Source organism: Staphylococcus sp. CWZ226 (assembly GCF_018986355.1).
Taxonomy (GTDB): domain Bacteria; phylum Bacillota; class Bacilli; order Staphylococcales; family Staphylococcaceae; genus Staphylococcus; species Staphylococcus simulans.
Genome location: NZ_JAHMSB010000003.1, coordinates 198,500 through 224,195, shown reverse-complemented (window position 1 = coordinate 224,195; position 25,696 = coordinate 198,500). Strand labels below are relative to the sequence as shown.

The following is a 25,696-nucleotide window of genomic DNA, read 5'->3' as shown; positions in this document are numbered from 1 at the left end:
ATGTCTAAAATTCATAGAAAAGCATATTTAATTCTCTTTCTGAGAGATAACTAAATTTAGATATGCGTTAACTAGTTTGGGTGAAATTATAACTTTTTTTTATAAAATAACATAAGGAAAACGAACCAAAAAATTGTTACGTACAATTAGATAAGTGTTATAATTTATTTGGTGCTATGTATGGTGATAAGAAGAATACGAATCTGTAATTTTCAAAGAGAGCAAGAAGGGGTGAAAGGGATTATTCTTGTTATTATTTTGCATGCCTAAATTAAAATTAAGGAGTGTCTAGGTTGAAAGACGAACACACATCTAAGAACAAAGCATCTTTCCAACCGGATAGAAAAAACAAATATTCTATTCGTAAATTCACTGTAGGTACTGCTTCTATTCTAGTAGGAGCTATCTTATTATTCGGGGTGAATACACAAGATGCGAAAGCAGCTGAAACATCAACCACATCTACAATTAACGCAACAACACCAGACAAAGACACTAATGTTGAAGTGAATCATGCAGATGCAGTTGTTAATGAAACTGCAGTAACTACATCATCTGAAATAACAACACCAGATGAAACTAAAGAAGTACCGAAAACTGAAGTTGAATCACTACCAACAAAAGTTAGTAATGATTCCACAGAAAAAGCAACTTCTGATCATCAAGAAGTTGTAGCTCCAACAGTCGAAAAAGAAGCGACTGCAGCTCCAAAATCACAAGAAGTTTCAACAGAAACAGCTCCGTTTGAGACAAACACAACAGTTCAAAAAGTAGCTGAAACACCTAAAGTAGAAGTACCTCAATCTATTTTAGACATTCAACAAGTTCAAGATTTGAATACAGCTGCTGAATTTTATGCACAATCTTCAGGCGTCTCTATAGAAGAAGCGAAGACTTTAATTCAAGAATTGAATTTAGACAGTCAAGCCACACCCGAAGAAATTCAACAAGCTTTACTTTATCAATTGTCCCATGAATATGAAACTTGGTATAAACCTGCTGTACGTTAAGATTTGACTACAGAGGCAGAACAAGTGGCAGATAATCCAGACTTTGTAAAATATGCGGTAACGCTTCCAATAGAACCGATAATTATTGATGCAGATGCGATTAAAAACGGTTATGTTCGTTCAGGTTCAGATGAATTAAGTAAAACTAACTTAATTTCCGGTCGTGCTTGGATGGCGGACCAAGGTATCCCATCTGTAGGTACAAATGGTTTAGCACCTGTACCTGTCAATACACCGGTTTATTTACAATGGATGGACAAAGATGGATCAATTTCACCAATTTATCGTGCATATACACATAATAAAAATCGTGATGACAGTGCACAAGATGGTCCAGGTGCCTTTGCCTTTGACTTAAGACAAGGTTGGACAGATGCGACAGGTAAACACCATGTATATAAAGCTTTTAAAGGACAAAAATATCGTTTTGCTATTCCAGATTTTACATTACCTAATGGCAACAAAGCGACAATGTTACGACAAGCTGGTGGATTCTATCCAGGTGTATTTGTAGACACATTTACTGATAACAATATGGGGCAAACTCCAGTAGTAGGTAAAAACATTGGCCGTACAGGTATTTTTATGGCTGAAGTGCCAGTCGGTAATTATATGACGAAACCTAAAAATCAATGGATTACAAGCGAAGGTAACCATAGTTATCCAGAACTATTAGCTGTTGATGGTTATAATGTCGTTCGTGGTAAAGTTTGGATAGAAAGCTCAGGTGGAGATAGAGCCAACTCAGCAACTGGTCCTAACTATAACCCAAATTTAGGAGATAGAGTCGCAGCGGGTTATAAAGTTGTATTAAGTTCATTAACTTCACAAGGTGCAGCAGCTTATAGAAATGAAGTACAACGTGTACCTGTACATGAACGTGCTGCAGCTGCGAAAAGATTATTAACTGCGCATCCAGAATATATTTCAGCTACTGTTGTTTCAGTGGTTGATGGAAATGGGGTTTACGCAGCTAAATTCCCTAATGGTACTTTGGATGTAGATCATATTTATGGTTTTGTGCTAAATACTAAAGGTAAACTCGTCCAAACGTATTCAGGATTTACCTCACCAGAATTTAGAAAAGCGAACCAAAATATCTCTTTCGTACCAATTTCAGCACCTTATTCAGGGGTTCAACAATGGGCGAATGTGAACTTTGCGGTAGTATTGAGTCCATCGGATACCATTGATCTTCATACTGTACCGTATAATGCGACAGACAACCCAGCAGCACCAGGCAGTCGTGTTAATGTTAAATTGCCTAATGGTGATGTACCACCAATGCCTACACACATCGAATGGAGAGATCCTAGCGGACAAACAGTGCATAGAGCTCCGGACTTTACAACGCCAAAACGAGGAGAACAAGTAAGTGGATTTACGATTCCTAAAGAGGCTCAGGAAGGTGATATTTATACTGCAGTACTTGTTTCTGGTGGTAACGATATCGCTGGTTCATCTGTAATTGTTCATATAACAGAAGCTAATAAATATCCACCAAAAGCGCAAACAGTTACTAAAGAATTCGGACAACCAGCAACTGAAGAAGATGTTATGAGTCATGTCACATTCCCTAAATATCCGGCTCATCTTAAAAAACCTACAATAACAATAGATCATCCTGATAAATTACCTGATGGAAATACGCCTGGTAAAGTTCTAGTACCTGTTACTGTTACGTATCCAGATGGTTCTGTTGCGCACGTTAATGTACCAGTAGTTACAAAAGCACAATCTGATAAAGACAAATATACGCCAACTGCAGGTTCAGTTGAAAAAGACTTCGGTCATAAAGCAACACCTGGTGAAATCACAGGAAAAGTATCTGTACCAGACTTCCCAGCTGGAGGTAATCAACCAACTTATACAGTGGATGAAACAACAATTCCAGATGGCCAAACACCAGGTACAGTGAATGTACCGGTGACTGTACATTATCCTGATAATTCTTCAGAAGTTATTGAAGTTCCGGTTACTACAAAAGTACAACCTGATAACGATAAATATCAACCGGCAACTGAAGCAATCCATAAACCATTTGGTCAAAAAACAGATGAAAATGAAGTGAAATCAAAAGTTTCTGTACCTAATTTCCCAGGAAATGGTAATCAACCGACTTATACAGTAGATACTTCAACAATTCCAGATGGTCAAACACCAGGAACAGTAAATGTACCAGTGACTGTACAATATCCAGATGGTACAAGTGAAGTAGTAAATGTACCTGTTATTACAGGACCAAAAGATTCAGATACGTACCAACCAACTACAGGAGAAATTACAAAACCATACGGTCAAGCAACAACAGAACAAGAAGTAAAAGATAAAGTCGCAGTACCGAATTTCCCTAAAGACAAAGGCACACCAACAATCACAGTTGATACAAGCAAGTTGCCAAATGGTCAAACAAGCGGTGAGTTCCAAGTTCCCGTTACAGTGACTTATCCTGACAAAACAACGGACACAGTGAATGTCAAAGTGACAGTAGGAGTTCAACCTGATAATGATAAATATCAACCAACAGCAGGAGAAATTACAAAACCATATGGTACACCAACAACATCAAATGATGTAACAGGAAAAGTAAGTGTTCCAAACTTCCCTAAAACAGGTGCACAACCAGTCATTACTGTTGATACAAACAATTTACCAAACGGTCAAACAAGTGGCGTGTTCCAAGTCCCAGTCACAGTAACATATCCAGATAAAACAACAGATACAGTGAATGTGAAAGTGACAGTCGGACCGAAAGACTCAGATACGTACCAACCAACAACAGGTTCAATCACAAAACCATACGGTCAAGCAACAACTGAACAAGAAGTAAAAGATAAAGTCGCAGTGCCGAATTTCCCTAAAGACAAAGGCACACCAACAATCACTGTTGATACAAACAACTTACCAAACGGTCAAACAAGCGGTGAGTTCCAAGTCCCAGTTACAGTGACTTATCCTGACAAAACAACAGATACAGTGAATGTGAAAGTGACAGTCGGACCGAAAGACTCAGATACGTACCAACCAACAACAGGTTCAATCACAAAACCATATGGTCAAGGTACAACAGAACAAGAAGTAAAAGATAAAGTCGCAGTGCCGAATTTCCCTAAAGAAAAAGGCACACCAACAATCACAGTTGATACAAGCAAGTTGCCAAACGGTCAAACAAGCGGTGAGTTCCAAGTCCCAGTCACAGTAACATATCCAGATAAAACAACAGATACAGTGAATGTGAAAGTGACAGTCGGACCGAAAGACTCAGATACGTACCAACCAACAACAGGTTCAATCACAAAACCATATGGTCAAGGTACAACAGAACAAGAAGTGAAAGATAAAGTCACAGTACCAGACTTCCCTAAAGACAAAGGTACACCGACAATCAAAGTCGATAATCCGGCACAAATTCCAAATGGTCAAACACCAGGAACGGTAGAAGTCCCAGTCACAGTGACTTATCCGGACGGTACAAAAGATCATGTGAAAGTTCCAGTAACTGTAGGAGAACAACCACAAAGAGACAAATATGAACCTACAGTAGGAGAAATCACAAAACCATACGGTACACCAACTACTGCGGAAGAAGTTCAAGAAAAAGTAAGTGTTCCAGAATTTCCTAAAGAAAAAGGCACACCTGTAGTAACGATAACGGATCCAACAAAATTACCAAATGGTCAAACAAGTGGCGTGTTCCAAGTCCCAGTCACAGTGACATATCCAGATAAAACAACAGACACAGTAAATGTGAAAGTAACAGTCGGACCAAAAAATTCTGAAACTTATCAACCAACAACAGGAGAAATTACGAAACCATATGGAACTCCAACTACTGTGGAAGAAGTCAAAGGCAAAGTAAATGTACCTAACTTCCCTAAAGAAGGCACTCAACCTGTAATCACAGTTGATACAAATAAATTGCCAAATGGACAAGTTAGTGGAGAAACTCAAGTCCCTGTCACAGTGACATATCCAGATAAAACAACAGACACAGTGAATGTGAAAGTAACCGTAGGACCGAAAGATTCAGACACTTATGAACCAACAATTCAACCAATTAAAAAACCATTTGGTCAAAACACAACAGAACAAGAGGTTAAAGACAAAGTAACAGTCCCAGATTTTCCAACGGATAAAGGTACACCGACAGTCAAAGTCGATAATCCGGCACAAATACCAAACGGTCAAACACCAGGAACAGTAGATATCCCTGTAACAGTCACATATCCAGACGGAACAAAAGATCATGTGAAAGTTCCAGTAACAGTAGGAGACCAACCGCAAAATGATAAATACGAACCAACAGCAGGAGAAATCACAAAACCATATGGTACACCGACTACTGAAAATGAAGTCAAAGATAAAGTAAGTATTCCAAACTTCCCTAAAGAAGGCGACCAACCAGTTATTAGTGTTGATACAACGAAAGTCCCTGACGGCAAAACAAGTGGAGAATTCGAAGTCCCAGTAACCGTGACTTATCCGGATAAAACAACAGATACAGTTAATGTGAAAGTCACTGTAGGTCCGAAAAACTCAGACACTTATGAACCGAAATTTGAAAATATCACAAAACCATTTGGTCAAAATACAACTGAACAAGAAGTGAAAGACAAAGTAACAGTCCCAGATTTCCCAACGGATAAAGGTACACCAGTGGTAACAGTGGATGATTCAACTAAGATTCCGAACGGTCAAACATCTGGCGTATTTGATGTACCTGTAACCGTCACTTACCCAGACAAAACAACAGACAAAGTCACAGTGAAAGTAACAGTCGGTGAACAACCGGATAATGTGAAATATGATCCTAAAGCAGGAGAAATCACTAAACACTTTGGTGAAAAAGCTACACCGGATGAAGTGAAATCAAAAGTGACTGTTCCAGGATATCCAGAAAACAGTCAACCATATACAGTGACAGTAGATGAAGCAAAAATTCCAGACGGTCAAACACCGGGAGAAGTAGAAGTTCCAGCCACAGTAACTTATCCGGATAAAACAACAGATATTGTTAACGTGAAAGTGACAACAGGACCAAAAGATTCAGACACGTATGAACCGACTACAGGAGAGATTAAAAAACCATACGGTACACCTACAACTGAAGAAGAAATAAAAGGAAAAGTAAGTGTTCCGGACTTCCCTAAAGAAGGCGATCAACCAGTTATTACTGTGGACACAAGTAAAGTGCCTGATGGTCAAACAAGTGGTGAATTTGAAGTTCCAGTTACAGTCACATATCCAGACAAAACAACAGACGTTGTGAAAGTTAAAGTAACAGTTGGACCAAAAGATTCAGTTACGTATGAACCTATAACACAACCAATAGTAAAACCTTTTGGTACACCGACTACAGCGGATGAAGTTAAAGGAAATGTTACAATTCCAAACTTACCTAAAGAAGGTACTCAACCAGTTATTACTATCGATGACGAAACAAAAGTACCAAATGGTCAAACACCTGGCGTATTTGATGTTCCTGTAACAGTCACTTACCCAGATAAAACAACTGATAAAGTCACAGTTAAAGTTACAGTCGGCGAACAACCGGATAACGTGAAATATGATCCTAAAGCCGGAGAAATCGTTAAACACTTTGGTGAAAAAGCAACACCAGATGAAGTGAAATCAAAAGTGACTGTTCCAGGTTACCCAGAAAATGGTCAACCATATACAGTGACAATAGATGAAACAAAAATTCCAGATGGTCAAACGCCAGGAGAAGTAGAAGTTCCAGTCACAGTGACATATCCAGATAAAACAACAGATATTGTCAATGTAAAAGTTACAACTGGACCGAAAGATTCAGATACGTATGAACCAACAACACAACCAATCACAAAACCATTTGGTCAAGGCACAACAGAACAAGAAGTGAAAGACAAAGTCACAGTACCAAACTTCCCGGCGGATAAAGGTACACCAGTAGTAACAGTAGATGATCCAACGAAATTGCCTGATGGAAATACTCACGGAGTATTCGATGTCCCTGTGACAGTCACTTATCCAGATAAAACAACAGACAAAGTAACAGTTAAAGTGACCGTAGGGGATCAACCGCAAAAAGATATATATGAACCGACAACAGGAGAAATCACAAAACCATACGGAACTCCAACTACTGAAGACGAAGTAAAAGGTAAAGTAAGCGTTCCGGACTTCCCTAAAGAAGGAAACCAACCAGTAATAACGGTTGACACAACGAAAATTCCTAATGGTCAAACAAGCGGTGAGTTCGAAGTCCCAGTCACAGTGACTTATCCAGATAAAACAACAGATACAGTGAATGTAAAAGTTACTGTTGGACCAAAAGATTCAGACACTTATGAACCAACAGTTCAACCAATCACAAAATCATACGGTCAGGGCACAACAGAACAAGAAGTGAAAGATAAAGTTACAGTACCAAACTTCCCGGTGGATAAAGGTACACCAGTAGTAACAGTAGATGATCCAACGAAATTGCCTGATGGAAATACTCACGGAGTATTCGATGTCCCAGTTACTGTTACTTATCCGGATAAAACAACAGATAAAGTAACAGTTAAAGTCACTGTAGGCGATCAACCGCAAAAAGATATATATGAACCGACTGCGGGAGAAATCGTAAAACCGTACGGAACTCCAACTACTGAAGACGAAGTAAAAGGTAAAGTAAGCGTTCCAGATTTCCCTAAAGAAGGAGACCAACCAGTTATTACGGTTGACACAACTAAAATACCTGACGGTCAAACACCAGGTGAATTCGAAGTTCCAGCGACAGTCACATATCCGGATAAAACAACAGACACAGTTAATGTGAAAGTAACAGTAGGACCAAAAGATTCAGACACTTATGAACCGGTAACACAATCAATCACTAAACCATACGGTCAAGGCACAACAGAACAAGAAGTGAAAGATAAAGTGACAGTACCTAACTTCCCAGTAGATAAAGGTACACCAGTAGTGACAGTGGATGATCCAACGAAATTGCCTGATGGAAATACTCATGGCGTATTTGATGTTCCGGTCACAGTGACATACCCAGACAAAACAACAGACAAAGTAACAGTTAAAGTTACTGTAGGAGAACAACCACAAAAAGATATATACGAACCGACTGCGGGAGAAATCACAAAACCATACGGTAGCGCAACTACTGAAGAAGAAGTCAAAGGCAAAGTAAGTGTTCCAGGTTTCCCTCAAGAGGGTGACCAACCAATTATTACTGTAGATACAACAAAAGTACCTGACGGTAAAACAAGCGGTAAGTTCGAAGTTCCAGTCACAGTGACTTATCCAGATAAAACAACAGATACAGTGAATGTGAAAGTTACTGTTGGACCAAAAGATTCAGATACGTATGAACCGAAATTTGAAAATATCACAAAACCATACGGTCAAGGCACAACAGAACAAGAAGTGAAAGATAAAGTTACAGTACCAAACTTCCCAGCAGATAAAGGAACACCGGTAGTAACAGTAGATGATCCAACGAAATTGCCTGATGGAAACACTCATGGCGTATTTGATGTTCCAGTGACAGTTACTTATCCAGACGGTACAAAAGACCACGTGGTAGTTAAAGTGACTGTAGGAGACCAACCAGAAAATGTAAAATACGATCCTAAAGCAGGAGAGGTAACTAAACATTATGGTGAAACAACAACACTTGATGAAGTAAAAGAAAAAGTGACTGTCCCAGGATATCCAGAAAACGGCCAACCATTCACAGTGACAGTAGATGAAACAAAAATTCCTGACGGTCAAACTAGCGGCGAGTTCGAAGTACCGGTTACAGTGACTTATCCAGATAAAACAACAGATACAGTGAATGTGAAAGTTACAGTCGGTCCAAAAGATTCAGACACTTATGAACCAACAGTCAAACCAATTGAAAAACCGTTCGGCCAAGGCACAACTGAACAAGAGGTCAAAGATAAAGTGACAGTACCGAACTTCCCAGCGGATAAAGGTACACCGGTAGTAACAGTTGACGATTCAACAAAAGTACCTAATGGTCAAACACCAGGTGAATTCGATGTGCCAGTAACGGTGACATATCCAGACGGTACAAAAGATCATGTAACAGTCAAAGTTACAGTGACCCCACAACCGCAAAATGATAAATATGAACCGACTGCGGAAGAAATCGTAAAACCATACGGAACTCCAACTACTGAAGACGAAGTAAAAGGTAAAGTAAGCGTTCCGGACTTCCCTAAAGAAGAAGACCAACCAATTATTACTGTAGATACAACAAAAGTACCTGACGGTAAAACAAGCGGTGAGTTTGAAGTGCCAGTCACAGTCACTTATCCAGATGGTACAAAAGACCATGTGGTAGTGAAAGTTACAGTTAATCCGCAACCGCAAAATGATAAATATGAACCGACTGCGGGAGAAATCACAAAACCATATGGCACAGCAACTACTGAAGATGAAGTCAAAGGTAAAGTAAGTGTTCCGGATTTCCCTAAAGAGGGCGACCAACCTGTAATCACAGTGGATACAACAAAAGTACCTGACGGTAAAACAAGCGGCGAGTTCGAAGTTCCAGTCACAGTGACTTATCCAGATAAAACAACGGATGTTGTGAAAGTTAAAGTAACAGTCGGACCGAAAGATTCTGACACTTATGAACCAACAGTGAAACCGATTGAAAAACCATTTGGTCAAGGTACAACTGAAGGTGAAGTGAAAGGCAAAGTGACAGTACCGAACTTCCCAGCAGATAAAGGAACACCAGTAGTAACAGTGGATGACCCAACTAAAATTCCGAACGGTCAAACACCAGGTGAATTCGATGTGCCAGTAACGGTGACATATCCAGACGGTACAAGAGATCATGTAACAGTCAAAGTTACAGTGACTCCACAACCGCAAAATGATAAATATGAACCGACTGCGGAAGAAATCGTAAAACCATACGGAACTCCAACTACTGAAGACGAAGTAAAAGGTAAAGTAAGCGTTCCGGACTTCCCTAAAGAAGAAGACCAACCAGTAATAACGGTTGACACAACGAAAATTCCTAATGGTCAAACACCGGGTGAATTCGAAGTTCCAGTCACAGTGACTTATCCAGATAAAACAACGGATGTTGTGAAAGTTAAAGTAACAGTCGGGCCGAAAGATTCTGACACTTATGAACCAACAGTGAAACCGATTGAAAAACCATTTGGTCAAGGTACAACTGAAGGTGAAGTGAAAGGCAAAGTGACAGTACCGAACTTCCCAGCAGATAAAGGAACACCAGTAGTAACAGTGGATGACCCAACTAAAATTCCGAACGGTCAAACACCAGGTGAATTCGATGTGCCAGTAACGGTGACATATCCAGACGGTACAAGAGATCATGTAACAGTCAAAGTTACAGTGACTCCACAACCGCAAAATGATAAATATGAACCGACTGCAGGAGAAATCACTAAACCATATGGCAGCGCGACTACTGAAGATGAAGTCAAAGGCAAAGTAAGCGTTCCAGATTTCCCTAAAGAAGGAGATCAACCAGTTATTACTGTAGATACAACGAAAGTACCTGACGGTAAAACAAGCGGCGAGTTCGAAGTTCCAGTCACAGTGACTTATCCAGATAAAACAACGGATACAGTGAATGTGAAAGTAACAGTTGGACCGAAAAATTCAGACACTTATGAACCAACAGTCCAACCGATTGAAAAACCATTTGGCCTAGGCACCACTGAACAAGAGGTCAAAGATAAAGTGACAGTACCGAACTTCCCAGCGGATAAAGGTACACCAGTGGTCACAGTGGATGATCCAACAAAAGTACCTAATGGTCAAACACCAGGTGAATTCGATGTGCCAGTGACAGTCACATATCCAGACGGTACGAAAGATCATGTGGTAGTGAAAGTCACAGTGACTCCGCAACCACAAAATGAAAAATATGAACCGACTGCGGGAGAAATCACAAAACCATATGGCACACCAACTACTCCAGAAGAAGTTAAAGGCAAAGTAAGTGTTCCAGATTTCCCTAAAGAAGGAGATCAACCAGTTATTACTGTAGATACAACGAAAGTACCTGACGGTAAAACAAGCGGCGAGTTCGAAGTTCCAGTCACAGTGACTTATCCAGATAAAACAACGGATACAGTGAATGTAAAAGTTACGGTCGGTCCAAAAGACTCCGATACTTATGAACCAACGACTCAACCAATCACAAAACCATTTGGTCAAGGTACAACTGAACAAGAAGTCAAAGACAAAGTCACAGTACCAAACTTCCCAGCTGACAAAGGAACACCGATAGTAACAGTTGACGATTCAACAAAAGTACCTAATGGTCAAACACCGGGCACATTCGATGTCCCAGTGACAGTCACTTATCCAGACGGCACAAAAGATTACGTAACGGTTAAAGTTACAGTGAATCCGCAACCACAAAACGATAAATATGAACCGACTGCGGGAGAAATCACAAAACCATATGGCACACCAACTACTCCAGAAGAAGTTAAAGAAAAAGTAAGTGTTCCAGACTTCCCTAAAGATGGTGGCAAAGTTGTTGTTACAATTGATGACCCAACAACAGTACCTAGTGGAAACGCATCAGGAGTCTTTGAAGTACCAGTAACGGTGACATATCCAGACGGCACAAAAGATCATGTAACAGTTAAAATTGTTGTAACACCACAACCAGAAAACGCTAAATATGAACCAGTGTCTAAAGATATTGAAAAACCATATAATCAACCAACAACTGTAAACGAAATCGTAAACCAAGTAACTGTCCCTGATTACCCAACAACAGGTAATCAACCAAAAGTTACTGTAGATAACCCAGCATTAATCCCTGACGGCAAAGTTCCAGGTGAATATGAAGTACCAGTAACGGTGACATATCCAGATGGCACAAAAGATCATGTAACAGTTAAAGTTGTTGTAACACCACAACCAGAAAATGATAAATATGAACCAGTATCTAAAGATATTGAAAAACCATATAATCACCCAACAACTGTAAACGAAATCGTAAATCAAGTAACTGTACCTGATTATCCAACAGAAGGTAACCAACCAAAAGTAACAGTAGATAATCCAGCATTAATCCCTGATGGTAAAGTTCCAGGTGAATATGAAGTACCAGTAACAGTCACTTATCCAGACGGTACAAAAGATCATGTATCTGTGAAAGTAACAGTAGGTCCGAAAGATTCAGATGTCTTTGAACCAGTAGCTGGAAAAGTTGAAAAACCATATGGTACACCAACTACAATTGAAGATGTTGTTTCTAAAGTAACTGTACCAGGCTATTCTAAAGTGGATAATCCTTATAAAGTTACTGTAGACAATCCATCTGTATTACCTAATGGAAACACACCAGGTGTATATGATGTTCCGGTTACAGTGACATACCCAGATGGTTCGACTGACCACGTAACAGTTAAAGTAACGGTTAATCCACAACCAGAAAATGATAAATATGAACCAGTATCTAAAGATATTGAAAAACCATATAATCACCCAACAACTGTAAACGAAATCACAAACCAAGTAACTGTTCCAGGTTACCCTGATACTGAAAATCCATATAAAGTTACAGTGGATAATCCAACATTAATCCCAAGTGGTTCAATTTCAGGTGTGTATGATGTACCAGTAACAGTCACTTATCCAGACGGCACAAAAGATCACGTATCTGTGAAAGTGACAGTAGGTCCGAAAGCTTCAGATGTCTTTGAACCAGTTGCTGGAAAAGTTGAAAAACCATATGGTACACCAACTACAATTGAAGATGTTACTTCTAAAGTAATCGTACCTGGTTATTCAAAAGTGGATAATCCTTATAAAGTTACGGTAGATAACCCATCTGTATTACCTAATGGAAACACATCAGGTGTATACGATGTTCCAGTTACAGTGACATACCCAGATGGTTCGACTGACCATATTATTGTGAAAGTAGTCGTTGGTCCAAAAGATTCAGATACGTATGAACCGACAACTCAACCAATTGAAAAACCGTATGGCAGTCATACAACGATTGATGAAATTGTAGGTAAAGTAACTGTTCCAGGTTACCCTGATACTGAAAAACCATATAAAGTTACAGTGGATAATCCAACATTAATCCCAAGTGGTTCAATTCCAGGTGTGTATGATGTCCCAGTAACAGTCACTTATCCAGATGGCACAACTGACCATATAAATGTCACAATCACTGTTCATCCGCAACCAGATGCTGATGTATACAATCCTGGATATAACGATGTCCAAGTGAACCCTGGAGAGTCTATTGAAATTCCTCAAGTCAAAGATGATGTTCCAACTGGCACACGCTTTGAAATTCCGAGTGAATCAGGAATAGATAAAGATTGGACAGTTACAGTAAATCCTGATACTGGTAAAATTACAGTTACAGTACCAGAAGATGCTGCTGAAGGAGATGTTGTTACAGTTATAGTTAAAGTGACATATCCAGATGGTTCAACAGAAAATGTTACTGTTGATGTCACAGTACATGATTCAATTGCACCAGAAGCACCAGTTGTGAACCCAATTGAAGCAGGAGACAGAACTGTCACAGGAACTGGCAAAGAACCAGGTTCAACTGTAACAGTGGCATTCCCAGACGGATCTACTGTAACAACTAAAGTAGATAAAGATGGTAATTGGAAAGTAGATGTTCCTGAAGCTGTAACATTGAAAGATGGAGACAATGTGAAAGCAGTAATTACTGATGAAGCAGGCAATGTTTCAAAAGAAACAGTAACACCAGTTAAAGATACAGTTGCACCAGAAGCACCAGTTGTTAATGTAATTCATGCTGGAGATAAAGTAGTCACAGGTACTGCTGAACCAGGTACAACAGTTACTGTAACGTTCCCTAATGGCACAGTAGTTACAGTCAAAGTTGGACAAGATGGCACATGGTCAGTGGATGTTCCTTCTAATGTAATGTTGAAAGATGGAGATAAAGTAACTGTAGTTGCTACTGATAAAGCAGTTAATATTTCTAAATCATCAACTGCAATCGTAGTAGGCGACAAAGAAGTTGTACCTGCTCCGAATAAAGAAAAAATTAATACACCAGAATCTGGTGGAACAAACACAATTGATACGAACACAACTGATGGAAACAATAAATCTTCTAAAGTTGGAGTATCAACAGTGAAAGATGAATCTTCAAATAAAACAGCTGACAAATCAAAAGCAAAATCAACTGCTAAAGCTTTACCAGATACAGGTAAAGACACTGTTAATAGCGGCGTATTATTTGGCGGATTATTCGCAGCCCTAGGTTCAATCTTGTTATTCAGAAGACGTCGTAATCACGATGACAATAAATAAAACTAAATCATAAGTAGTTTTTAGACCGTACACTTTATTGGGTACGGTCTTTTTTATGCATATAGGGAAATCCCCGATTTTGTAATTTAGTACAATTGAATTTAGAAAAAAGTATTCAACTTTTACGATTAATAAGCTATGATAAACAAAGTTAACTCTCATAAGAGCCCCTTTTTAATTCCTAACACAAACATTTTCTAGTTTGTTTTGACACTTTTAATTCACTTCTAACTATCACTTTTTAATTCATTTTTTAGACACCTTTTTCTTAATTTTATACTTGATAGGAGAATCAATGATGGACTATACCTACAATATTTTTACTTCGTCCGTATGTAATTTTGACTTAATGCACGACAACCAATATATTACTGTGTACTTTGTGATAAGTGGTTTGGCTAAAGTAACTATTGATGAGATCGAATTAGAATATGGAACTGGCGATATATTTGTCACAACCCCAGAAATGAAATACTCACAGATCCAAAGTATCGATGGCAGTATTGTTTGCCTCTCTATCAATAAAGTACACTTCAATAAATATTATTTAAGAAATGCGCGTAACATCACTAAAACAGACCAAACACAGCTTAGTATGAAAAAAGCGTTTATGAACTATATTCGTTTTATGTATGAAGAAGATTTATTTATGGCTGATATCAATATCATTAAACTCATTAATTATTTGCATATATACTACAGCGAAAGTGAAAGCTATGTTTTTAATTTCACTACAAATGAGAATGTGTTAAAAGCTGTTTCACACGTTAATCATAATTTTAAAGCACCATTAAAGTTAAGCGATGTCGCGCAAGTACTTTATGTAAACAGTAGTTTTCTTTCGAGAAAGTTCAAAGAGGAGATGCAGATAGGTTTTAATGAATATGTAAGACGACTCAAGCTTTATAAATTAGCTGAAGAATTACTCATCCGCGGTAATGAAAACGAGTTATGGAAAGAATATAATTTTGCGAGTTATCGTACATATTTAAAAAACTTTAAAAACCAATTTCACATGAGTCCCAAAGAATTTATCAACCAAGCTCAATATTATAAACGGGCAGAAAATATGATATCTGAATTGATTTATAGAGAAGCTTTGTCCTATTTAGAAACAGTAAACAACTAAAAATTTAAGGGATATTCATCGCTTGCACTTTTTTTACTTTTGACATGCACTTTTTTTACTATTCCTTTGATGTCTATTTATTTTCGAAAAAAATCAGTTAATATAAATTTTGTTCTCTTAAAAAGAGGATGTAAGCAAATGATTTTTAGAAAAGAACACTCAGCATATAGACACAGACACATCGGAGGAACAACAATGAAACAACCCAATCGTAGACTTGATTTTTTGCCTAATAAGCAAAACAAGTACTCTATCCGTAAATTCACGGTAGGAACCGCTTCTATCCTTGTAGGAGCAACACTCATGTTTGGCCTCAGTCATGACGCCCAAGCAGCAGAAGAACAAACATCTAGTACAGACACCACTCAAACTCAGTCTGAATCACCAAATCCTAACTCAGACACAACGTCTCAACCAACCCAAGAGACAAAAACAACAGCAGTCGTTACACCACCTGTAACAACAGAAGCTCCTGCCTCTGAAAATACTGCACCTCATAATCCAGAATTAAACCAAACAACATCAGAAGCACCGACAACTATAGAACAAGCACCACAACCAGAAGAAACAAATCCAACAGCAAAAGACACAACTCCAGAATCAACACCAACGATTGACCCAACATCAGAATCAACACCAACGATTCATACACGCGCAAAGCGTTCATTAGACACAGAACCACCAGTTGAACAAGTTGAAGCACCAGTCAATAATGAAACGTACAAGGGAAAAATCATTGATTATAATGGCAGTAATTTAGTGAAGAAAGTAGCGAATCCAGGACAAACAGTTGCACCAGATTATATTGATTTTTCACCTAAATTTAAAGATCATGACAGTAAATCTTATTCTTTCCTAACGAACAAAGAAACAATGACAAGTAAAAAAACTACAACTACAAATGGTGGTGGCATTCACGCCTACTTTGGTGATTACATTACGCTCGATGATAATCAACCAGAAGCCTATGTATATATCAATAATGTAGGTACAGCGAACGGTCATAAAGTAGATGCCTTGGTACATGTCAAAATGGATCCACCATCTAAAAAATTTCCAACTAATAAAAGATATTTCTTCACTTCAGGTCGAGACATGTTGTCTATGACTTCTCAAGATGGTGGTGGTGCAACAGCTAACATTAAATTCATGTCTAATATCGATAAGACAAAACTAGACGGTTTTTATAATAAGGTTACTAACGGTACGTCTATTACTTCTGTAATAGAAGAGCTAAAGACTCTCAATGATAAACTTCATCCTGTAAGCGGGTTATTAAATATTTATGATCTTGATGATTATGATCGAAATAAAGAAGTAGATGTTAGAAAGTCCGTCACTTTTAACCGAAATGAAATTAACGAACTGTATATTAGTAGTAACACTCTTTCAGAGGCTACAGCTAATTTAGAGTTAAAAGATAATAAAGTCATTATTTCGACAGGTGAACACCCAAGAGGGGCTGTTGAAGATTATCCAAATAGAGTAACTGCCACTTTCAAAGATAAGAGTGAATTGACTTATAGTATGACTGGAAGAAATGCATCAGGTACAGCGTTTCATGTAAAAGGTATCTTACTAGTACCAGTACAACCTTATACAGTTCAAGTCGTTAATCCAACTGGAAATGATGATGCGAAAGTAACAATCACCCAGTATATTCCAACAAGAGAAGTACATCAAACAGCGACTTTACCAAGCAAAATTGAAATGACAGCAGAGTTTCCACAAGACATCGTTGCAAATGTTCAACCTAATACAAATTACTTTGCTGCCACTCAAAATAATACAAACAAAGTGATACTAACTAACAGCAACAATGCTTTATCACAAGCAGCTTTCTATGATAAAACTTATACGCCTTCAATCACTTTGAAACATAACTTAACAACTGAAGATATCAGCACAAGTTCAGAAAAATGGACACGATTAAAAGAATATTACGATGGAAATGCATTAAACGTTCCAGTGAAGTGGTCATTTGATAATGGAACAAAGCACATTGAAAACCTAACAACAGATTATCAAACCGTTGCATTAAAACTCTCTGATGAACTTAAAAAAGAAATTGATAAGCAAATTATGGCAGAAGCAACCGCTTCGATTGAAGAAGCTAAAAAAGCGCATGCCCAAGCAAAAGCAACAGCTCAAACAATCGCTGCCGACCAACTTGTAAGCAAAAATGAAATGGACGGTTTGCAAAATGAAATTCAAACAGCAACATCTAGAAAAAATGAAGCGCAAATAAAAGTGAATCAATTGCCGGAACGTTTAAAAGCAACATTACAACAAGAACTAGATCAATTAACTGAGATTGAATTACCAAAAGTAAATGATGAAAATAACAATTCAATTTCTGATGATCAAGACAAGTTGATAGCAGAGGCTGAGCAATTGTTAAAAGAAGCACAAGAGGCTGAAAGCAAAGCGAAAGCAACATTAGAAACAGCAAATGAAAACAATGCGATTTCTCCAACCGAACATGATAATTTATCAGCACTTCAAAAAGAATTTGAAACTAAGAAAAAAGCAGCAGAAGCAAAGATAAAAGAAGTTAATGAGAAACATCAATCTCCATTAATTGAAAAATTGAATAAGCTTGTGGGTATTACAGTTCCTGTAGCAAACGACAAGAACAACAATGGTAAACCAGACGAACAAGATGAAAAGGAACAACTCATAGCAGCTTTAGATAATGTTGAAGACTTAGTGAAGAAAGCAGAAGTTGCAGACCAAACAGCACAATCACAATTACAAAACGCAAATGAAGACAGTCTAATTAAGCCGCAAGAGCATACAGAATTAACCGCTGCAAAAGAACTTGCAACATCAACAAAATCAACAGCAGAGGCAGCAGTTAAAACATTACCTCTGGAGCAACAACAATCATTCTTAGACAGATTGAATCTTTTAAAAGGGATTGTTGTACCAGAAGTTAATGATAAAAATGAGAATGATATTCCAGACACCCAAGATGAGTTAATCAAGTTGGCAGAAGCAGCGATTAAATCAGCAGAAGATGCTGAGAAAAAAGCAGTTTCCGAATTAGCAACAGCACAAGAAAACCAGGCTATCAATCAAGAAGAAAATGCGAAATTAACAGAACTTCAAAAAGACTTTGAAACTCAAAAACAAGCAGCAACAGAAAAAGCTAATGCAGTTGATAAGAAATATAACGATAAACTATTACAACAAATCAATGCGTTAAAAGGAATTGAAGTTCCGGTTGTTAACGATACTGATAATAATGGAAAACCGGATACTGCTGATCGTGCCGAAACAGACCAAAGCTTAGCAGAAGCGAAAGCGGCAATTGAGAAAGCAAAACTTGCTGATAAAGCAGCACAAGCTAAATTAGCTGAAGTAAACCAAGATGATGTTATTTCACTCAAAGAATTAGAAGGATTATATGTTGTAGAAAATCAGGCTGACGAAGCAAATTCAACTGCAAGAGATTTAGTAGAAGCACTTCCAGAAAACATGCAAGCTCCTTTATTAGACGAACTTGATGCATTGAACGGTATTGAAATTCCATCTATTAATGATACTGACAACAACAACATTCCAGACGAACAAGACGCATTAATCGCAGAAGCTAAAGATTTATTAGCCGCAGTTAAAGCAGCAGATCAAAAAGCAAACGAAGAATTAACTAAAGCTGAAGCTGATAAAGCCATCAATCAACAAGAGCACGACAACTTAGAAAACTTACAACAAGATTTTACAACGAAGAAACAAGCAGCTAGCGATAAAATCAACCAGATTGAAGAGAAATATCGTGGTGATTTGCCGACACAACTTGAAGCATTAAAAGGAATTACAGTTCCTGCTGTTAATGACACAAATAGTAATGGTAAAACAGATGATCAAGATGCAAAAGAACAACAAGATGCAGCATTGAAAAACGCAGAAGATTTAGTTAAGAAAGCAGAAACCGCAGACCAAGCAGCACAAACACAATTACAACAAGCCAATGCAGATAACTTAATTAAAGCTCAAGAACATCAAGATTTAACTGTCTCAAAAGAAAATGCAGATACAATAAAAACAACAGCAGATAAAGCAGTTAAAGCCTTACCATCAGAAGTACAAACACCATTATTAGAAAGATTGGCTAAGTTAAAAGGTATTACGGTACCAGGCATTAATGATAACAATGAAAACAACATCCCTGATGAACAAGATGCGTTGATTGAAGCGGCTAAACTTTCTATCAAAGCAGTTGAAGCAGCGGATAAATTAGCTAACGAAGAATTGGTTAAAGCTAATGATGACAAAGTTATTAATCAACAAGAACATGACAACTTAGATAAGTTACAACAAGATTTCACAACGAAGAAAAAAGCAGCTAACGATAAAATCAATGCGATTGATGTACAGTATCGTGGAGAATTACCAACACAACTAGCAGCGTTAAACGGTATTGTTGTACCAGAAGTAAATGATAAAGATAATAATGGTAAAACAGACGATGTTGATCAAGCTGAACTAGAAGCATTGCTTAAAGAAGCACAAGTATCTTTAGACAAAGCAAAAGCAGCAGATTTAGCAGCGAAACATAACTTAACAGACGCAACACAAGATAAGCTGATTAATCCGAAAGAACATCAAGATTTAACAGAAGCTCAGAAAACAGCTGTTTCAACAAAAGCAGAAGCAACAGAAAAAGTGAATGCATTACCTGAAGCATTACGTGCACCTTTAGAGCAAGAACTAGCAAAATTAGATGGTATTCGTGTTCCAGACATCAATGACGATAACAACAATATGATTCCAGATACTCAAGATGCTTTAGTTAAAGCAGCAGAGGCAGCAATTGAAAAAGCAAAAGCAGCTGATGCTTTAGTAAAATCTGAATTAACAAAAGTAAACGAGAACCAAGCTATTTCACCAGAAGAACACCAGACACTACAAAACTTACAACATGATTTTGAACAAAAGAAAGCAACAGCACAACAAGCATTAGACGCAGTTGAATCAACATATCAAGGTGTATTGCCTGGGAAATTAAAAGGATTAACAGGTATTGATGTACCAGAAGTGAATGATGCTAATAGTAATGATGTAGCTGATGATAAAGAGGCTGAACTCAGAAAACTTGTACAAAAAGTTGTAGAAACAGATAAAGCAGCAAAAGCAGCGATTTTAGCGATACAAGATGATGGATTAGTTAATCCAGACGAAATCGAATCATTAAGACCTTTCAAACTTGCTGCATATGAATCTAAAATGAATGCCTTTACCGATGTTCATAATCTCTCAGATGGAACGCCTTTAAAAGCGGAGTTGCTAAGCGTTTTAAGACAATACCCTGATTTAATTGTTCCACCAGTAAATGACAACAATGCAAATGATATTCCAGATTCAGAAGATTTATTAATACGCTTTGCCGGAGATGCATTGAAAGACGCCAAAGCTGCAGATCAAGCAGTAAAAGAAATGTTAGCACAAGCACTAAATCCAAATGAATTAATTGATGAAACAGAACATCAAGCATTAGTAGCAGCACAAGCTAACTTTGAACAAAAGAAAGCATTAGCAAATGAAAAAATTAATGCGATTCAAGAAGCATACCGCAAAGACCTGCCACAACAACTTGCGGCATTAACAGGTATTACTGTACCAGAAGTGAATGACGAGGATAAAAACGGGATTCGTGATGACGTAGATCAAGCCATTCATAAAGCGAAAGAAGCGGTAGAAGCAGCAAAAGCAGCTTATAACAATGCATTGACGCAAATGGATGATATTCAAAAAGATAATATCATTACACCAGAAGAAAGCGCAGATTTAGCCAAAGCAATTTCATTAGCAGAGGACAAAAAAGCAGCAGCACAAACGTTAGTAGACGCATTATTATCAGAACCTGTTAAACAAACGTTACAACTAGAACTCGATGCATTAACACCAATTGGACCACCACAAGTCAACGATGAAAATCATAATGGTGTGCCAGATAAAGAAGATAGCTTATTTGATGAGGCAGCCAAAGCTTATGAAGCAGCTAAAAATGCAGAAGCAGTAGCACAAACAGCATTAGAAGAAGTTCAAGCAGATGGTATGGTAAACCCTGATGAACAAGCACAATTAAAAGTGTTACAAGAAGAATTTAAACAAAAGAAAGCATTAGCTGAAGAAAAGCTTGAAGCAGTTGAGAGTAAATACAGACAAGATTTGCCTAAAAAAGTACAAGCGATAACAGGAATTTCAATTCCATCTGTGAATGATAAAAATCAAAATGGTATTCGTGATGATATTGATACATTAATAGACAAGGCACAACAATTAATCAATGCGACTAAAGATATGGCGCAAGCAGCACAAGCTAAAGCAGATGAGGAATTAGTAGACGGTTTAATCAATCCTAGTGAATTAGAAGTTCTAAGCGGTGCTAAAAATTTAGTAGAAGCTAATAAAGCTGCGGCGCAAGCAGCAATTGATGCTTTACCAGCAGCATATCAAAAAGACTTGCAGTTACAATTAGATGCGATTAATGAAATTACTTTACCAACTGTCAATGATCAAGATAATAACCACATTGATGATCATACAGATGCATTGAAAGCAGCTGTTCAAGACTTAGTTGATGAAGCAAAACGTGCACATGAAACAGCACAACAACAACTAGAGTCAATTCAACAAGATCAATTAGTCACACCAAAAGAACAGTCAGAATTAATTAACCAAGTCAACTATGCGAAGACAGCGAAACACTATGCTCAAAAAGCAGTGGATATGATTGATGAAAACTTAAGACCGGAATTCCAACCACAATTAGATGCGTTAAAAGCAATCGATATCCCAGAAGTGAATGATAAAAATGTAAATGGTATTGATGATAACCAAGATCAATTGATGAGTGATGCATTACAAGCAATTAAGGCAGCAGAAGCAGCAGAAAAAGTTGCGAAAGCAGGATTAGAAACAGCTCAGGACAATGGTGTTATCAACGACGATGAACATGATATGTTATCAAATCTTCAAAAAGCATCCTTAGCACAGAAAAATATTGCTGAAGCTAAAATTGCTTTAGTTGATGATGCATTAAAAGGTGAACTTCTAAAAATGCTTGATGCTTTAACAGGTATTGCAGTACCAGAAGTTAATGACCACGACCATAATGATGTAGATGATACGTTAGATCAAACACTTCAAGATTTAATAAATGCAGTAAAAGCTGCACATGAAACAGCACAAGATGATTTAACAAAAGCGAATGCAAATCACTTAATTACACCACAAGAAAAAGACACATTGATTGAATCACAAAATCATGCATCAAAACTAAAAGAACAAGCAACTGAGACGATTCAACAAAGTAAGATTCCAGCAGCAGTTAAAGATGAATTAGTGAATGCTTTAGCGCAAATGCAAGCTATCTCAATTCCAGACATCAATGACCAAAATGCTAATGGCATTGCAGATGATATTGATACATTGCTAGAACAAGCAGAAGCACGTGTGGCACAAGCTGAAAAAATGAATCAAGAGATACAATCTGAACTTGATACAGCAAATGAAAATGGCTTGATTACACCACAAGAACATCAAAACTTATCACAACATCAAGCATTGTTTGAAGGTGCTAAAGATTCAGCACAACAAATTGTGAAGCAATTACCAGCAGCTTATCAATCACCATTTGAAGTACGTTTAAAACAACTTCAAGGCATCACAGTTCCAAACATCAATGATCAAAATGCCAATAATATTTCAGATGCAGATGATGCTGCATTAGCTGAAGCAACAGAGTTTGTCAGAGTGGCACAAGCAATGGATGCTAAACTACAGGAAAAACTAGCAACGAATACAGCAGATGGTTTAGTTACACCAAGCGAATATAAACAATTAGCTCAATTACAAGCAATTTACGAAGATGTGAAAGCACAAGCAAAAGAAAAGGTAAATCAATTACCATTAACATTGCAAGGTAATCTTCCAAAAGATTTAGCGTTGCTCAAAGGTATTACATTACCGCAGATTAATGATCAAAATGAAAATGGTATTGATGATAATGTAGATGTATTAATCAATGAAGCGAGAGATGCGGTGAAAGTAGCACAGTCAGCTGATGAGCATGCTCAAATATTATTTGATTCTACAGTCTCTGACAATTTAGTTACACCACAAGAACAAACATTATTGAAATCAACACAAGAAGAAGTACAAACATTAAAAGCAACAGCAGAGAGAAAAGTTGAGGCATTACCAAGCGAATTAAAAGGCAATTTAACAGCGTTATTAGCACAATTACAAGGTATCGACATCCCAGAAATCAATGACGCTAATGCGAATGGCACGAACGACATTCAAGATCAATGGTTAAATGATGCCGAAGCCGCTGTGAAAGCAGCAGAACTTGCGGATAAAGCATCCCAATCAGCATGGAACATGGCAGTTTCCGACAACTTAATCACACCACAAGAACAAACATTACTAAAATCAGCACAAGAAGAAGCACAAACATTAAAAACATCAGCAGAGACAAAAGTAAACGCACTGCCAAGTGAATTAAAAGGCAATTTACCAGCGTTATTAGCACAACTGCAAGGTATCGACATCCCAGAAATCAATGACGCTAATGCGAATGGTACAAATGACATCCAAGATCAATGGTTAAATGATGCCGAAGCTGCTGTGAAAGCAGCAGAACTTGCGGATAAAGCATCCCAATCAGCATGGAACATGGCAGTTTCCGACAACTTAATCACACCACAAGAACAAACATTACTAAAATCTGCACAAGAAGAAGCGCAAACATTAAAAACATCAGCAGAGAGAAAAGTAAACGTATTACCAAGTGAACTAAAAGGCAATTTACCAGCGTTATTAGCACAACTGCAAGGTATCGACATCCCAGAAATCAATGACGCTAATGCGAATGGTACAAATGACATCCAAGATCAATGGTTAAATGAAGCAGAAGCAGCGTTGAAGGAAGCAATATCAACAAATAATGCAGCACATATTGAACTTGAAAAAGTACTTTCAGATCATCGTGTACAGACAGAAGAACAAGAAGCATTAGCGATTGTTCAAGAAAAAGTAAAGACAACAAAAGAATTAGCACAATCAGCAATAGCTCAGTTACCAAGTGAATTAAAAGGCAACTTGATTTCAGAGTTAAACAACATAGAAAATATTGAAATTCCAGCAGTAACTGAAGATAAATCTACAACTTCTCTTGAAACAATTTCAAATGAAGTAGTATCGGAAAAGCCTGTTACAACAACTACACAACAAGAAGAAATACACCTAGAAAATGCAGATGAAATTTCTCTTAACCAGATGGTTTCTGAAACAACTTCATCAGTTGATTTGAATACTGAGAGTGAAGTTAAACAAGAAGTCAAAACAGAAGATACAAATAAACAACAAGAGCATACAACAGAAGAGAAAGCATCATCTGAAAGCGCGTCTATAGAGGTAGAACATCAAACCGAAATAACACAAAAACATCAGACGTCTAAAGATAACAATGCTTCTGATGAATCAACAAATGAACATCAAGATACTACTCGAACTTCTGATAGACATATGTATCAAAACGATGAAGAGCGTTCATCACAAACATCAAACAACCCAACAACTAGAACTACACATCCAGAACAAACAGTTTCTTCTAAACAACAAAAAGCTTTACCAAATACAGGTCAGTCACAATCTAGCAGCATCATTGTAGGCGGGTTAGCCGCATTGATCGGCGCCGCATTCTTAGTAAGCAGTCGTCGTAGAAAAAATTAATATGTAAACGAAAGTCGTACTCGTAGGGAGTGCGGCTTTTTTGATATCGTATTATTGTTAATATCTTAATATCAGCTATATCTTTACCGTTTCGTCTAAATACTCGTAATAAGTGAGACAAAGTAGTCTCGCCATAAAAAGAACCCCATTCTAAGATGATAGAGTGGGGTTTAGTGATGTAGTCTAATATTTGTTAAGCGTATGATAATAACTTAGTGAAATTTTTACGTTAAGTTAATAAAAAAGGATGAGACACCGTTTAGTATCTCATCCTTTATCGTAGCGGAGAAAGAGGGATTCGAACCCCCGCGAGCCGTTAAGCCCCTGTCGGTTTTCAAGACCGATCCCTTCAGCCGGACTTGGGTATTTCTCCATAGCTTTTTAACACAAGATTTATTATATAGGAGAATGTGTAACGCGTCAATAATTTTTTTAATGAAATCCACAGAAATCATAAAGTAATTTTACATATACTTAAAGAATGGACTAAAGGCTTTCTGGTTGA

The 25,696-nt window shown here is 37.6% G+C and carries 4 protein-coding genes, 1 tRNA gene and 1 pseudogene; 5 read left to right on the top strand and 1 reads right to left on the bottom strand.

The genetic code is table 11. From position 1 onward, the window contains the following. Window positions 1-293: 293 nt before the first annotated feature. The 5 genes and pseudogenes from KRR19_RS12320 (at window position 294) to KRR19_RS04085 (ending at window position 25,191) form a co-directional block, all read left to right on the top strand. On the top strand, window positions 294-1,010 hold the full coding sequence (locus KRR19_RS12320) for a YSIRK-type signal peptide-containing protein (protein WP_216733455.1): 717 nt from the start codon (window positions 294-296) through the stop codon (window positions 1,008-1,010). A gap of 3 nt (window positions 1,011-1,013) precedes the next feature. Further along, entirely contained in the window at window positions 1,014-14,318 is a 13,305-nt protein-coding gene (locus KRR19_RS04095; protein ID WP_216733454.1) for a Rib/alpha-like domain-containing protein, read from the top strand. Window positions 14,319-14,712: 394 nt separating this feature from the next. Beyond that, on the top strand, window positions 14,713-15,447 hold the full coding sequence (locus tag KRR19_RS04090; protein ID WP_158257822.1) for a helix-turn-helix transcriptional regulator: 735 nt from the start codon (window positions 14,713-14,715) through the stop codon (window positions 15,445-15,447). 195 nt (window positions 15,448-15,642) lie between these two features. After that, window positions 15,643-15,742: pseudogene (locus tag KRR19_RS12375) on the top strand (YSIRK-type signal peptide-containing protein); the annotation flags it as partial. A gap of 8 nt (window positions 15,743-15,750) precedes the next feature. Next, the gene (locus KRR19_RS04085) at window positions 15,751-25,191 is read left to right on the top strand and encodes a GA-like domain-containing protein (protein WP_483316483.1); all 9,441 of its coding nucleotides are present in this window, start codon (window positions 15,751-15,753) and stop codon (window positions 25,189-25,191) included. A gap of 283 nt (window positions 25,192-25,474) precedes the next feature. On the opposite strand, the gene KRR19_RS04080 is transcribed toward KRR19_RS04085, so the two are convergent. Continuing rightward, window positions 25,475-25,564: transfer RNA gene (locus KRR19_RS04080), tRNA-Ser, on the bottom strand. Window positions 25,565-25,696: the final 132 nt, after the last annotated feature.

What these genes read in the sequence shown, in the direction of transcription:
- KRR19_RS04085 (WP_483316483.1), top strand. Translation starts at nt 15,751, where the DNA reads ATGTTTGGCCTCAGTCATGACGCCCAAGCAGCAGAAGAACAAACATCT.